Raw genomic sequence first — 12,588 nt, 5'->3', positions numbered from 1 at the left:
ATTGTGGAGTTATAATATGAAAAAGTTTGTTTTGGCATCGCTGACTGCGGCTGTATTTATAACTTCAGCAGGCTGCGGAAACAAAGTCAAGGGCGATACTGACAAGCCCTCAGAGAAAGAAAAGACTTCCGTGACCTCTGCCGAAGAAACAACAGAAGCAGGCTCATATGAGCAGCTTGCTACAGTACGTGACCGCAATATCGTTTCATCGGATATCTTTGATTATGAGATATACGAGGGCGGAGTCATTATAACAAAGTATAAAGGCAAGGATCAGGCAGTAGAGATACCTGCCGAGATAGAGGGGACTCCTGTCAGGGAGATAGGCTTCTATGCATTTGAAGCAAATGAGGATGTTGCTTCGGTAGCTCTTCCTGAAAGCGTTCAGACTATCGGAGAGGGAGCTTTTATCGACTGCACTTCGCTGACAGAGATCAATCTGCCCACAGGGCTCACCACAATAGACAGAGGAGCTTTTGCAGGCTGTACATCTATTGCGGAAATTACTATCCCTGAGGGAGTACAGAGCATACATGACGGTGTTTTTGCCGGATGTACCGCACTAAATATAATGACGGTGCTGAGCCGCGAACTTAAATATGAGAACTGGGGATTGGAAGAACTTCCGAATTTGGTGATATATGCTCCCGAAGATTCGGCAGCTGCTGAATGGGCAGGTGCAATGGGCAAATTCGCCATATACTAAATTATTAATACTGGGAGGAAAACCATGAAAACTAAGAAACTCACAGCAGCAGTTCTTGCTGTTGCAGCAGCACTCCAGTGTTTTGCAGGCTGCGGAAAGAAAGATGAGATCAAAGTTCCTGAAACAACTGCTCCTTCAGTAGGCGGCAGCGAGCTTTCAGGCGAAAAATTCGATGCAGAGGCTTATTACAATAAGGTTTTGGAAACTGTCCAGAAGTGCGAGGTAGGAACAGAAGCTCCTAAGCTCGGAACTCTCGGAGATGTTGTTACACCTGCTGAGGATTCTGCTGAGGCCAATTTAGGAAAATATCGTGTAAGCAGCAACGGCGTAAAGCTTTACTTTAATGATGAAGATTTTTCAAAGGATCTTATGCTCACACTTGAGCAGTACTTCCTTTCATTCCCGTTAGCTGATTATACTAAGTATACAAGCTGTGTATTCCCGAGCTTTATTGATGAAATGGGAATATATCTCCAGAAGGACTACAGCTATGATTTCAAGACTTCTTTTGCAAAGCAGTGTGCAAGTCTTGCAAATGTAATGCAGGGTGATTATAAGATAACACGTATCAGAGTTGAAAAGCCCGAGGCGCAGGAGGGCGTTGACGGTCTTGCTGAGTATTTCAAGGGTATGGACGAGCATTTCGGCAAGTCATACTATGAGCAGGTAAAGGGCGATAGCGATTACCTTATAGATGCAACTTTCTACATTATGGGCGAGGATTCAAACGGAAACGAGAATGTTATCGTTAACGGATATAAAATCGTTTTTGCCGAAAAGGACGGCAGATACTATACATTTGGTTAAGAGGCGATCTTACAATGAATAGGATTATCACAAGGGCAGCGGCTCTTATAGCAGCTGCGGCTATTTCGGTCTGCGCAGTATCATGCGGCAGCAAGGAAGAGAAGAAAGAAAAAGACGATCATAATATGGTCGCCGTAAATGTCGATGGCGACGTAAGTCTTGATGAACTTGGATACGGAGCAACACAGCATGACGATACACCTGAGACTTCAGATGTACCTATAGGTGTTTCCTATGATCCGAGATATGTGACAGCAGAAGAAGCTGCAAAGGTAGTTGATTATTTCTACTCATTATCGACTAAAGACGCAGCTATGCACGAAAATGCAGTATATCCTGCTGTTCTGAAGTACAGGCTCGAAAGCCTTGAGCAGGCATCAACACAGGATCTGCTCAACAACTTGTATGATATCTACAAGGGATACACCGAGAAGGATTTTGAGTTTACCTATGTACTTATCGAGGATATCGTCGAGGAGAAGAATGATAAGTCTGCTTATGAGGAGTATGACCATGTTCTTTCACAGGTAGCTCCCGATGCAAAGGTCACAGCCAAGAAGCTTCTCAAAGTAAACTGCACGTATACCGAACCGGGCGGACATGGTTCTTATTCATTGATGCTTCACAGAGGCAATAAATATGTCGATGTAGCAGTCTATACAATAGACGGCGAACCTTATGTAATTTCATAACAAAATCAAAGGACGACCATTGGTCGTCCTTTTTTGTTGCAGTAGTGACTTATGTGGGCATCAGCCGCTACAAACTGTGCCGTAAGCGATGTACGAGTATGGTTTTTGATAAGAGTGAGCGAGCTTGCAAGCGCCAACGTGGAAGCGGTCGAGCTGGCTCAGCTCGAAAAAAGGCGGACATAAAGTCCGCCTTTAATTCATATTTGAGTTGAATAGTTAGGAGCTTCCTTAGTGATATAAATATCATGTGGGTGGCTCTCTTTAAGACCTGCGCCAGTGATACGAATGAACTTAGCCTTTTCGTGGAGCGTGGGGATATCCACACAGCCGCAGTATCCCATACCCGAACGGATACCGCCGACAAGCTGGAAGATAGTATCAGCAACAGGACCCTTGAAAGGTACACGACCTTCAACGCCCTCAGGAACGAGCTTCTTTGCGCCCTCCTGGAAATATCTGTCCTTAGAGCCGTTAGCCATAGCACCGAGGCTTCCCATACCTCTGTATACCTTGAACTGACGTCCCTGATAGATCTCTGTTTCACCTGGAGCTTCTGCACAGCCTGCAAGGAGTGAGCCGAGCATTACAACGTTAGCTCCAGCTGCGAGAGCCTTAACGATATCGCCTGAGTACTTGATACCGCCGTCAGCAATAACAGGGATACCGTACTTCTGAGCTACACAGGCAACATCATAAACAGCAGTGATCTGCGGAACACCAATACCTGCAACTACACGGGTAGTACAGATAGAACCTGGTCCGATACCTACCTTGAGGCAGTCTGCACCTGCTGCGATAAGAGCTTCAGCAGCCTCGGCAGTAGCGATATTACCTGCGATAACAGGGATATCGGGATAAGCTTCCTTGACCATTTTCAGGCATTTGATGATGTTTGCGCTGTGACCGTGAGCTGAGTCAAGAACGAGAACATCAGCCTGAGCGTCGATAAGAGCCTTAGCTCTTTCGAGTACGTTAGCTGTAACACCGATAGCAGCACCGCAGAGAAGTCTGCCCTTGCTGTCACGGGCTGAATTAGGATACTGAACTGACTTTTCTATATCCTTTATAGTGATAAGTCCCTTGAGGATACCTGCCTCATCAACGAGTGGGAGCTTTTCAATCTTATGTGCACGGAGAATTTCCTGAGCCTGCTCCAGAGTAGTACCTACAGGAGCTGTGATAAGGTTGTCCTTAGTCATTACCTCTGAGATCTTGGCTTTGAAGTCTGTAAGGAAGCGCATATCTCTGTTAGTGATGATACCAACGAGCTTGCCCTTGCCGTCAACGATCGGAACGCCTGAGATCTTGAATTTACCCATGAGCTCATCAGCATCTGCAACGATGTGATCCTCGGTAAGTGAGAACGGGTTAACGATAACGCCGTTTTCGCTTCTCTTTACCTTGTCCACTTCTTCAGCCTGCTGTTCAATGGACATATTCTTGTGGATGATACCGATGCCGCCCTCACGAGCGATAGCGATAGCCATACGAGAATCTGTAACTGTGTCCATAGCTGCGGTCATTATAGGAGTATTGAGACGGACGGTTTTTGTGAGCTGTGTACCGATCTGGATCATGTTGGGAGTAACATTGGATTCAGCGGGTATCAGCAGCACATCATCGAAGGTAAGACCTTCCTTCTGAAATTTGCTGTTCATGTCAGTCAGCATAATAAAATTCCTCCTTGCATTGATATTAACTTTAATGATACTATTTTTCGCGGCTTCTGTCAATAGTTTGGACGGTTTATGAACGTGAAAAATTTATGGTCAAATATGGTCGGGTTTTGGCGAAAAAAGCAATTTGATATATTAAAGTAACCAAGTGTTAAAGTGTCTGCACTCTTGCGTATTCCGCGAGTATGGCGGAAGCGTCCACGGAATCGATATTTCCGTCGCTGTTCCAGTCCGCAGCCTTTGACTGCTTCTCGGTAAGTTTTCCCTTTTTGCCTGCCGACAGAAGAGCATATTCAGCCAGCACAGCGGAAGCGTCGACCGAGTCCACCTTGCCGTCGCCGTTCACATCTCCCTGTGAGTCGTTGGTAAGGAAAGATATATTCTGATCAAAGGCATATTTTTCCGCAGCCGAGCCTTTTTCGCCTTTTATCTGAAAGTTCGGGATTTTTATAGAATAAGAGCCCATGGAGATGTATTTCTTTCCGACAGCATCTTCACCGATAGATTTAACGGCGGCTGGTATATAGATACCGCTGATATCCTCACAGCAATAAAAGGCTCTGTCGCCTATAGACTTGATATTGTCTGAAAGAGATATATTATTCAGAGCTGTGCAGCAATAAAAGCATTCTTCGGGTATCTCTGTCACTGATTTGCCGAGGCTTACGCTCTGCAAGGCACGGCAGCTCATAAAGCAGTACTTTCCGAGTTTGGTCACAGAGTCGGGGATAGTGATCTCTTTCAGAGAAAGACAGCCCGAAAAGACAGAATCTTCAATAGCAGTGACAGAACTCGGGATAGTGACCGAGGTGATATCCGATCTTTCAAAGAAAGCCCACTTGCCGATAGTTTTGGTATTGTCGGATACGACAGCCTTGCTGCCGCCTGCATAAAGGCGGAGCGTATCCCCCTTTTTGTTGTAAAGGCAAGAGTTGATCGAAGTAAAATCAGGATTATCCTTGCTCACAGTAATGGAAGTCAAGTTGTTACAGTTGGCAAAAGAAAGATTGCCTAAAGAAGAAAAACCGCTTCCTATACTTATGCTTTTCAGATTAGGACAGGCGGCAAATGCCAGATCGCCTACTGATTTTACGGTATCGGGAATAACACATGAAACGATATTTTCATTGCCTGTGAATGCCTTCTCGTCGATAGAAGTAACAGGCTTACCTTCGTAGGTTTCGGGAATTACAAGCTCAGTTACGTTGTCGCTCCATTCGCCTGTTAAACAGGCTTCACCGTTTTCTATTTTAAAATGCAATTTCAAGTCATTAGTCTTATCTTCGGCAAAAGAAGTCATTGCAGGAGCTGATGTGAAGATAAGGGCAGCGGAAGCAATGATTGACAGCAGTCTTTTCAATTTATACCTCCCTGCGGCATATCTCGCCGCTGACCATTACGAGAACGGGTTCGCACATAAGGTCAAGTGGATTGTCGCCCTTGCGGTAGAGCTGCAAGTCAGCGTCCTTATCCTCTCTGAGCGAGCCTGTGACATCGTCTATGCCAAGTATCTCGGCAGGGTAGACGGTGATAGTCTTTACAGCCTCATCGAAGCTGAGACCGCCCTTTATTGCAGTCTGAGCCGAAAGTGGCAGGTACTGTACAGGAGTTACTGTATGGTCTGTGCATATAGCTATCTTTACTCCGTTTTCGTGGAGCACAGCAGCATTTTTCAGTTCAAGTCCGCGCATTTCGGGCTTGCAGCGGTCACACATGAGAGGACCGCATATCACAGGGATTTTTTCCTCGGCTATGATATCGGCTATCTTGTGTCCCTCAGTGCCGTGTATGATAACGGGGTCAAGGGCAAATTCCGAAGCTATGCGCATAGCCGTGCAGATATCATCTGCGCGGTGGCAGTGGAAGAAAGCCTTTATCTTGCGTTCCAGCAGGGGCATGAGAGCCTCGCACTTGATATCGTACTCAGGCGGATCGTAGTTCTCGCTGTCTGAGTAGTAGCTGTCCATATCGTGAACATAGCGTCGAGCCTTGTAAAGCCCCTCACGTATAAGGGCGGTTATCGCCATACGTGTTATGGGAGTCTCTTCCCGTCCGTTATATACATTCTTTGGATTTTCACCCAGAGCGAATTTGATGCCGCACTTTTTTATGAGCATATCGTCTACGCGCCTGCCGTTAGTCTTTAGGGCAGCTATCTCGCCGCCGCATGGGTTGGCACTTCCCGGGCTTGAAGCCGCAGCGGTTATGCCGCGCATACGGGCTTCCTCAAAGCAGCGGTCAAATGGATTGATACCGTCGATAGCTCTCATCTGAGGCGTAAACGGATCTGTGGACTCGTTGCAGTCATCGCCCTCAAAGTCGAGACCGTCCTCGATTATGCCGAGGTGAGTATGAGCGTCGATAAATCCCGGCATGAGCAGACCGCCCTGAGCGTTTATGCTGCCCTCGGGTATCTCCGCAGGAGCACCCTCGCCGATGGCCTTTATCTTGCTGTTTTCAGTCTCTATCCAGCCGTTTGCGATGACTCCCCGTGAGTCAAGAGTGTGTATCTCAGCGTTATAGATAAGCATGACTTGCTCACTTTCTCAAGGCTTCAACGATCTTGTCCGCATTTTCAACGGGACTTCCCGTACATTCAAGTCGTATGGTGGAATGTTTGAAGTAGATGTCCCTGCGCGAGTTGTAGAGAGCCTCAAGCTCCTCCTTTGTGGACTTTACAACGATAGGACGGTTAGTATCGTCCTTGATACGCTGATAACAGGTCTCGAAAGGAACATCGAGGAAGATAACAGCCGCACCTGCGTCCTTTGCAGCCTTTGCCGTATCGGGATTGAGCATAGCACCGCCGCCGCAGGCAGCAACGGTAGTCTTGCCGCAGAGCGACTTCACTATCTCTGCTTCTGTCTGACGGAAGAAAGGCTCGCCCTTTTTCTCGAATATCTCGGGGATAGTCATTTCGAGAGTCCTTACGATTATGTCATCGGTATCGCAGAAGCCGCAGCCAAGCTTTTTAGCTGCAAGCTTGCCTATAGTTGATTTTCCGCAGCCCATAAAGCCGCATAAGAATACAGTCATATTTTACTCCTTTTTACTTTTGAGTCTCAAAGAAATCAAGTATCAGCTCAGTGGCGTCAAATCCATTGTATTTCTCGGAATACCACGAATGACCGCCGCCTTTTACAGTAAGCTCCCAGACCTGTCTGTGAGTTTCTGAGTTTTCATACTTGTTCAGCACAGAGCCCTTGCCCACCTCACAGCTGCCTGATGTATCAGCATTTATGGAGCTTTCTCGGTACTCTATCACCTTTTCTATGGACGGTGCAGGATTATTCTCGGCAGTGCCGTCGCTTTCCTTTGGCACAAAGTCGTCATTTTCGCCTGTAAGCTGGAAAAAGCTCACATCTGAGCCTTTTCGCTTATCCCATATGTTCGGCTGCATATATCCTGCAACACAGGCAAATGCCGAGTACGTACCGTCAACCTTTTCGGCAATGGTATGCATCATACACGCACCGTTGCTGAAGCCTGCGGCGTATGTCCTGTTTTTGTCGAGGGAATACTCCTTTTGCAGATATTCAGCCAGCGATACAAGGAACTCCGTGTCCTTGTTGTCATTTGGTGCAGCAGGCGAATTCCAGCCGCTTGCAGAAGTATTGTCCCTTGCGGAAGAAGCTCCCGTAACGTATACAACGGCATATCCGAGGGGATTTGCTTTTTCTTCAAAGTGGATACCGTTTCGGAATCCCTCCGCCGAGTCTCCGTAGCCGTGAAGCAGTACAACAAGGGGAGCATTTTTCGTATTATCTGGCATATCCACGATAAAATCATGCTTTACGCCGTCAAAGGTGCAGGAAAAATGGTTCTCTCCCGTGCAGGAAATGCCTTCAAGCAGAGGCTTTTCGGCTTTTTTCTGTCCGCAGCCCGAAAGGACTATTGCGGCAAGGAAGAGGAAAGCAGTCTTTTTCATGATATTACTTTTTGCTGAGAGCCATTTTTGCAAGCGGCACCCAGTCATCTTCTATTATTTTTTCACCTGTAAGCGCGAAGCCGTGGTGTTTATAGAATGTCTTTGCGCGTATATTATATTCAAGTACCCACAGCCATGTTGCTTTTAGTTCGTTTACTGCATAGTCGAGAAGAGTCCGACCTATGCGCATATTCTGGAATTGAGGTTCTACAAACAGCTTTTCTATCTCATCGCCCTTTACGCGGACAATGCCCTTGACCACGCCGCAGTCATCGAACACCCATGAGTTGCTCAGGGCTTCCGAACCTTTAGCGTATTCCGAAGCCATATCCACTACGTTGAGTTCGTTGAAGTAGTAGTCATCGTTAAGGAAATAGGGATAGAAATTCACGCGGTAATTAGTGATTATTATTTCAGCGATTCGTGAAGCATCGCAGGCTTTAGCAGGTCTTATCATATTACTTGTTCATGCTTTCAACAGCATTCTCCACATCGGTGATTATCTTAGCGATGTCCTCGGCTGCGAATTTGCCGCCGTACCATATCTCGTGAGCCTTTACAGCCTGATATACCAGCATAGACGCGCCGCCTACAGCTGTTTTGCCGAGGGCACGGGCTTTCTTCATGAGAAGTGTTTCTATAGGATTGTAGATAACATCGAATACGCTGCCGCTGTTTTCGATTACCTTGTCGCTTACAGCGCAGGCATCTACCTTCGGATACATACCAACAGGGGTAGCATTTATGAGCAGGTCGAAATTGCCTTCGAGAGCGGATATCTCCACGATCTTTATTGAAGCACCGCTGCACTTTGACATTATCTCAGCCATAAGGAGCTGAGCGTTCTTGAAGTCCTGTGGGATAACAGCGAGAGTGATATTGCCGCCGTGACGTGCGACTTCAATAGCTATCATTCTGCCGACACCGCCGCAGCCAAGTATAGCAACGTTTCCGCCGATAGGGAGCTTCTCTGCCGAGCGCAGGAATCCGTCACAGTCGGTATTGTAGCCTGTGAGCTTTCCGTCCTTATTGCTTATGCAGTTTACTGAATTATAGCGCAGAGCACTTTCTGCAAGCTCGTTCAGGAGCGGTATAACAGCCTGCTTGTGAGGGATAGTAACGTTGAGTCCGCGGAGACTTTCGAGAAGTCCGCGGCTCTTTGCCATATCCTCGGGAGCTATGTCGATAAGCTCGTATGAAGTATCGTCAAGTCCGCTGAGAGCGAACAGTTTTTCGTGGATAAGAGGGGACATTGAGTGTCCCAGGGGGTGACCTATAAGCGCGAATTTATTCATGATAATGCTCCTTCGAGAGTTTCAAGATTTTCAACATTTACAGCTGTCACATCTTTGAGAGTCTTTTTAACGAGTCCTGTGAGAGTTCTTCCCGGACCGAATTCAACGAACTTGTCCGCACCTGCTTCCTGCATAGCAGCAAGCTCGGAAGTGAAGCGTACAGGGGAAACTATATGCTTTGCAAGCATTGAAGCCATATCTGAGAAGTCATTGAGCTCGCCGCCTGTGAGGTTTGAGTAATACTTCACCTGCGGAGCGTTGAAAGTGATAGTCTTTGCTGTTTCATAGAATTTATCAGCAGCAGGCTGCATGAGCTTTGAATGGAAAGCACCTGCAACGTTGAGAGGTATAACTCTTGCCTTCATTTCGGCAAATACATCGCTTACCTCGGCAATGCCCTCGGGAGTACCTGCGATAACGGTCTGAACGGGAGAATTGTAGTTTACAGCGGTAACATATTCCTTAGCCTCGCCGCATACCCTTTCAACTTCCTCGGGAGCTATCTTCATTATAGCAGCCATTGCACCCTTAGTTGAAGTTGTAGCCTCCTCCATAGCGGCAGCTCTTGCCTTTATAAGGCGGAAAGCGTCCTCAAGAGTTATCATTCCCGAAGCGTACATAGCAGCGTATTCGCCGAGAGAGTGACCTGCAACGCCGTCAAATGTGAAGCCCTTAGCCTGTGCAGCTTTAAGGCATACGATAGAAGTAGCCATGATAGCAGGCTGAGAGTTGATGGTTCTTGAAAGCTCGTCAAGAGGAGCATTGAAGCAGATATCCTTTAGATCAACGCCCAGTACAGCCGAGCCTGTTTCGTAGACTTCCGCCAGTTCAGGCATGGCTTCCGCAATATCCTTACCCATGCCTTCATACTGCGAGCCCTGTCCTGAAAATAGTGAAATTGTCATAATAGATAACATCCTTTCTGTGTGGTATACACAAATCAATGGTGAAAATATCCGAATGGTATATTGTAAATTTGTGAGAAATGACGATATTTTGATTTCGGGGTGCTAAAGTGACAAAATATCGTTGCAAAAAAACTCAAAATGCTTTACAATATATTATGTGTGGTATTATGTCCATATAGGGGATAGTCCCTTATGTTCAAGTACTAACACTACTACTATAACACAAAATTTTGGTTTTTACAACCATGTTCACATAATTTTTATTGATTCTAAGGAGCTTTTTAATGGGAATAAGCATTTTGGGAATGGGCAGATATGTGCCCGAGCAGGTATTAAAGAATGACGACCTCACCCGTTTTATCGAGACCAACGATGAGTGGATAAGAACGAGAACGGGCATAACAGAGCGTCCTATGGCAGGCTGGGAGCCCACATGGTATATGGGAAAGCAGGCTTCTCTCAAAGCCATAGAAGCAGCAGGCATTGATCCTTCACAGATAGGTCTGGTGATATCCTGCACTATTACTTCCGATTTTCTTACTCCGAGCATGGCAAGCGTGATACAGCACGAGATAGGAGCTGTTAATGCAGCAGCCTTTGATCTCGGTGCAGCCTGTACGGGATTTGTTTACGGCGTGGATACTGCAAGGCGTTTCCTTGAAACAGACAGCTCCCTTAAATACGTGCTTGTAGTTGCAAACGAAGCTCTTTCACGTTTCCTTGATTTCACAGACCGTACTACCTGTATACTTTTCGGTGACGGTGCGGCAGCAGCTGTGCTGGAAAGAAGCGATAAGCTGTTCTCATCTGCACTTTTCTCGGACGGCGGCGGTGCAAAGCACCTCTTTGCAAGAGCACTCAGACCTGCTCCCGAAGTTGCAACAGAGAGCGATTTTGAAGATCCTATCCCTGACGGTCCTATGCACAAGCTCCAGCAGAACGGTAAAGAGGTATACAAATTCGCGACACAGGCTCTTCCTAAGGCATTTGAGTGCGCAGCAGAAAAGATCGGCATAACAAAGGACGATATAGACTGGTTTGTACCTCATCAGGCTAATATAAGGATAATCGAAACGGCTGCAAAAAAGCTGGACGTATCCATGGATAAATTCATAATCACCCTTGACCACTACGGAAATACCTCCAGTGCGTCAATACCGCTGGCACTTTCCGAGGGTATAGAAAAGGGACTTATCAAGCGCGGACAGAAGCTTGCTCTCATAGGCTTCGGAGCAGGTCTTACCTACGGCGGAATAATACTTGAATATTGATTTTACCAATGTGTAGGGGACGGCGTCCCGACGTCCCGCGAATATGATCAAAACTGACGGGCTGTCGAGGACGCCAGCCCCTACAATGATAGACTAATCAAAGGAGTATGAATATGAAAACACGCATTACTGAACTTCTTGGCTGTGAATACCCGATAATACAGGGCGGTATGGCTTGGGTAGCCGAGCATACACTCGCTTCCGCAGTATCAAATGCAGGCGGTATCGGACTTATCGCAGGCGGCAGCGCACCTATCGACTATCTTCGTGAGCAGATACGTCTCTGCAAGGAAAAGACAAACAAGCCTTTCGGCGTAAATATCATGCTTATGAGCCCTAATGCCGACGATCTTGCACAGCTCTGTATCGACGAGGGCGTAAAGGTAATAACAACAGGTGCAGGCAATCCCGGCAAATACATGGCTGCATGGAAAGAAGCAGATATAAAGGTAATGCCTGTCGTACCGTCAGTAGCTCTTGCAAAGAGAATGGAAAAGGCAGGAGCTGACGCTGTTATCGCAGAGGGAACAGAGTCGGGCGGTCATATAGGTGAGAATACAACGATGTGTCTCGTACCTCAAGTAGTAGACGCAGTTGAGATACCTGTTATCGCAGCAGGCGGTATCGCAGACGGCAGAGGAATGGCAGCAGCTTTCATGCTGGGCGCAGTAGGCGTTCAGATAGGTACACGCTTCCTTGCTTCTGAGGAATGTCAGATACACCCTACATTCAAGGATCTCGTAATAAAGGCAAAAGACACCGATAATATCGTAACAGGAAGATATACAGGTCACCCTTGCAGAAATATCAAGACAAAGTTTGCAAAGAAGCTGGCTATGGGCGAAAAGGACGGTACACTTACTCCCGATGAGTTTGAAAAGCTTACACTGGGCGCACTCCGCAGAGCTGTAGTAGACGGCGATGTGGACAGCGGTTCGTTCCTTTGCGGAGCTATCTCGGGTATGGTAAACGAGATAAAGCCATGTGCTGAGATAGTCAAGGAAATAAATGACGGCGCAGAGAAGCTTCTCGGCAGATAAAAACAAATACAGAGGTCTCATAATGAAAAAATATGTCTTTGTAAGTATGCGTAAGAAAGCCTTTGGAAGTTATGTTGCTGATGACGGAAAAGGCGAACGTTCCCATCGTGATGTAATAAATGAAATGGCAGCAGACGGATGGAAATATGTTGATAATATCCCTGTTGAAATGGACGGTTACGGCAAACTGAAACACTATGATCTCGTATTTGAAAAAGATGCTCAGGCATAAATAATTACATTTGTAACTATAAAAAGTGACATT

14 protein-coding genes are annotated in these 12,588 nt (G+C 46.7%); 6 read left to right on the top strand and 8 right to left on the bottom strand.

Features of this window, described 5'->3' with window-relative positions:
• Positions 1-16 precede the first annotated feature (16 nt).
• Genes QZZ41_RS08810 through QZZ41_RS08800 form a run of 3 tightly spaced genes read left to right on the top strand, consistent with a single transcriptional unit; the run spans position 17 to position 2,205 of the window.
• The gene (locus QZZ41_RS08810) at positions 17-706 is read left to right on the top strand and encodes a leucine-rich repeat domain-containing protein (protein WP_295070577.1); all 690 of its coding nucleotides are present in this window, start codon (positions 17-19) and stop codon (positions 704-706) included.
• Between the two features lie 24 nt (positions 707-730).
• Entirely contained in the window at positions 731-1,513 is a 783-nt protein-coding gene (locus tag QZZ41_RS08805; protein WP_295070573.1) for a hypothetical protein, read from the top strand.
• A 14-nt stretch (positions 1,514-1,527) separates the two neighbouring features.
• On the top strand, positions 1,528-2,205 hold the full coding sequence (locus QZZ41_RS08800) for a hypothetical protein (protein WP_295070570.1): 678 nt from the start codon (positions 1,528-1,530) through the stop codon (positions 2,203-2,205).
• A 197-nt stretch (positions 2,206-2,402) separates the two neighbouring features.
• Here the strand turns inward: QZZ41_RS08800 and guaB are convergent, their stop codons facing one another.
• From guaB to fabD, 8 genes are all read right to left on the bottom strand, one after another.
• The gene (gene guaB / locus QZZ41_RS08795; protein WP_295070567.1) at positions 2,403-3,875 is read right to left on the bottom strand and encodes an IMP dehydrogenase; all 1,473 of its coding nucleotides are present in this window, start codon (positions 3,873-3,875) and stop codon (positions 2,403-2,405) included.
• A 157-nt stretch (positions 3,876-4,032) separates the two neighbouring features.
• The gene (locus QZZ41_RS08790; RefSeq protein WP_295070565.1) at positions 4,033-5,241 is read right to left on the bottom strand and encodes a leucine-rich repeat protein; all 1,209 of its coding nucleotides are present in this window, start codon (positions 5,239-5,241) and stop codon (positions 4,033-4,035) included.
• A 1-nt stretch (position 5,242) separates the two neighbouring features.
• A complete protein-coding gene (locus tag QZZ41_RS08785; protein WP_295070562.1) occupies positions 5,243-6,412 on the bottom strand; it encodes an amidohydrolase in 1,170 nt (389 codons plus the stop codon).
• Positions 6,413-6,419: 7 nt separating this feature from the next.
• Positions 6,420-6,917, bottom strand: coding sequence for a shikimate kinase (locus QZZ41_RS08780; RefSeq protein WP_295070559.1), 498 nt, complete (start codon positions 6,915-6,917; stop codon positions 6,420-6,422).
• Between the two features lie 13 nt (positions 6,918-6,930).
• Complete coding sequence (locus QZZ41_RS08775; RefSeq protein ID WP_295070556.1) at positions 6,931-7,809, bottom strand: PHB depolymerase family esterase; 879 nt, start codon at positions 7,807-7,809, stop codon at positions 6,931-6,933.
• Positions 7,810-7,813: 4 nt separating this feature from the next.
• Positions 7,814-8,266, bottom strand: coding sequence for a GNAT family N-acetyltransferase (locus QZZ41_RS08770; RefSeq protein ID WP_295070553.1), 453 nt, complete (start codon positions 8,264-8,266; stop codon positions 7,814-7,816).
• 1 nt (position 8,267) lies between these two features.
• The gene (locus tag QZZ41_RS08765) at positions 8,268-9,104 is read right to left on the bottom strand and encodes a shikimate dehydrogenase (protein WP_295070550.1); all 837 of its coding nucleotides are present in this window, start codon (positions 9,102-9,104) and stop codon (positions 8,268-8,270) included.
• Positions 9,101-10,009 carry an ACP S-malonyltransferase gene (gene fabD / locus QZZ41_RS08760; protein ID WP_295070548.1) on the bottom strand — a complete coding sequence of 303 codons (909 nt, stop codon included), beginning with the start codon at positions 10,007-10,009 and terminating at the stop codon, positions 9,101-9,103. Before fabD ends, QZZ41_RS08765 begins: the two co-directional genes overlap by 4 nt.
• Before the next feature lie 287 nt (positions 10,010-10,296).
• On the opposite strand from fabD, the gene QZZ41_RS08755 reads away from it, so the two are divergent.
• The 3 genes from QZZ41_RS08755 to QZZ41_RS08745 all read left to right on the top strand — a co-directional run bounded on the left by QZZ41_RS08755 (position 10,297) and on the right by QZZ41_RS08745 (position 12,555).
• Positions 10,297-11,283, top strand: coding sequence for a beta-ketoacyl-ACP synthase III (locus QZZ41_RS08755; RefSeq protein ID WP_295070545.1), 987 nt, complete (start codon positions 10,297-10,299; stop codon positions 11,281-11,283).
• Between the two features lie 113 nt (positions 11,284-11,396).
• The gene (gene fabK / locus QZZ41_RS08750; protein ID WP_295070542.1) at positions 11,397-12,323 is read left to right on the top strand and encodes an enoyl-[acyl-carrier-protein] reductase FabK; all 927 of its coding nucleotides are present in this window, start codon (positions 11,397-11,399) and stop codon (positions 12,321-12,323) included.
• Between the two features lie 22 nt (positions 12,324-12,345).
• Entirely contained in the window at positions 12,346-12,555 is a 210-nt protein-coding gene (locus QZZ41_RS08745; protein ID WP_074718152.1) for a DUF4177 domain-containing protein, read from the top strand.
• The last annotated feature ends 33 nt before the right edge of the window (positions 12,556-12,588 follow it).

This window comes from Ruminococcus sp. (assembly GCF_016283395.1).
Note: the sequence above shows the minus strand (reverse complement) of the source record. Positions and strands in the feature narration are given on the sequence as shown.

What these genes read in the sequence shown, in the direction of transcription:
- QZZ41_RS08770 (WP_295070553.1), bottom strand. Translation starts at nt 8,266, where the DNA reads ATGATAAGACCTGCTAAAGCCTGCGATGCTTCACGAATCGCTGAAATA.
- QZZ41_RS08785 (WP_295070562.1), bottom strand. Translation starts at nt 6,412, where the DNA reads ATGCTTATCTATAACGCTGAGATACACACTCTTGACTCACGGGGAGTC.
- QZZ41_RS08755 (WP_295070545.1), top strand. Translation starts at nt 10,297, where the DNA reads ATGGGAATAAGCATTTTGGGAATGGGCAGATATGTGCCCGAGCAGGTA.
- QZZ41_RS08775 (WP_295070556.1), bottom strand. Translation starts at nt 7,809, where the DNA reads ATGAAAAAGACTGCTTTCCTCTTCCTTGCCGCAATAGTCCTTTCGGGC.
- fabK (WP_295070542.1), top strand. Translation starts at nt 11,397, where the DNA reads ATGAAAACACGCATTACTGAACTTCTTGGCTGTGAATACCCGATAATA.
- QZZ41_RS08780 (WP_295070559.1), bottom strand. Translation starts at nt 6,917, where the DNA reads ATGACTGTATTCTTATGCGGCTTTATGGGCTGCGGAAAATCAACTATA.
- fabD (WP_295070548.1), bottom strand. Translation starts at nt 10,009, where the DNA reads ATGACAATTTCACTATTTTCAGGACAGGGCTCGCAGTATGAAGGCATG.
- QZZ41_RS08805 (WP_295070573.1), top strand. Translation starts at nt 731, where the DNA reads ATGAAAACTAAGAAACTCACAGCAGCAGTTCTTGCTGTTGCAGCAGCA.
- guaB (WP_295070567.1), bottom strand. Translation starts at nt 3,875, where the DNA reads ATGCTGACTGACATGAACAGCAAATTTCAGAAGGAAGGTCTTACCTTC.
- QZZ41_RS08745 (WP_074718152.1), top strand. Translation starts at nt 12,346, where the DNA reads ATGAAAAAATATGTCTTTGTAAGTATGCGTAAGAAAGCCTTTGGAAGT.
- QZZ41_RS08800 (WP_295070570.1), top strand. Translation starts at nt 1,528, where the DNA reads ATGAATAGGATTATCACAAGGGCAGCGGCTCTTATAGCAGCTGCGGCT.
- QZZ41_RS08810 (WP_295070577.1), top strand. Translation starts at nt 17, where the DNA reads ATGAAAAAGTTTGTTTTGGCATCGCTGACTGCGGCTGTATTTATAACT.
- QZZ41_RS08765 (WP_295070550.1), bottom strand. Translation starts at nt 9,104, where the DNA reads ATGAATAAATTCGCGCTTATAGGTCACCCCCTGGGACACTCAATGTCC.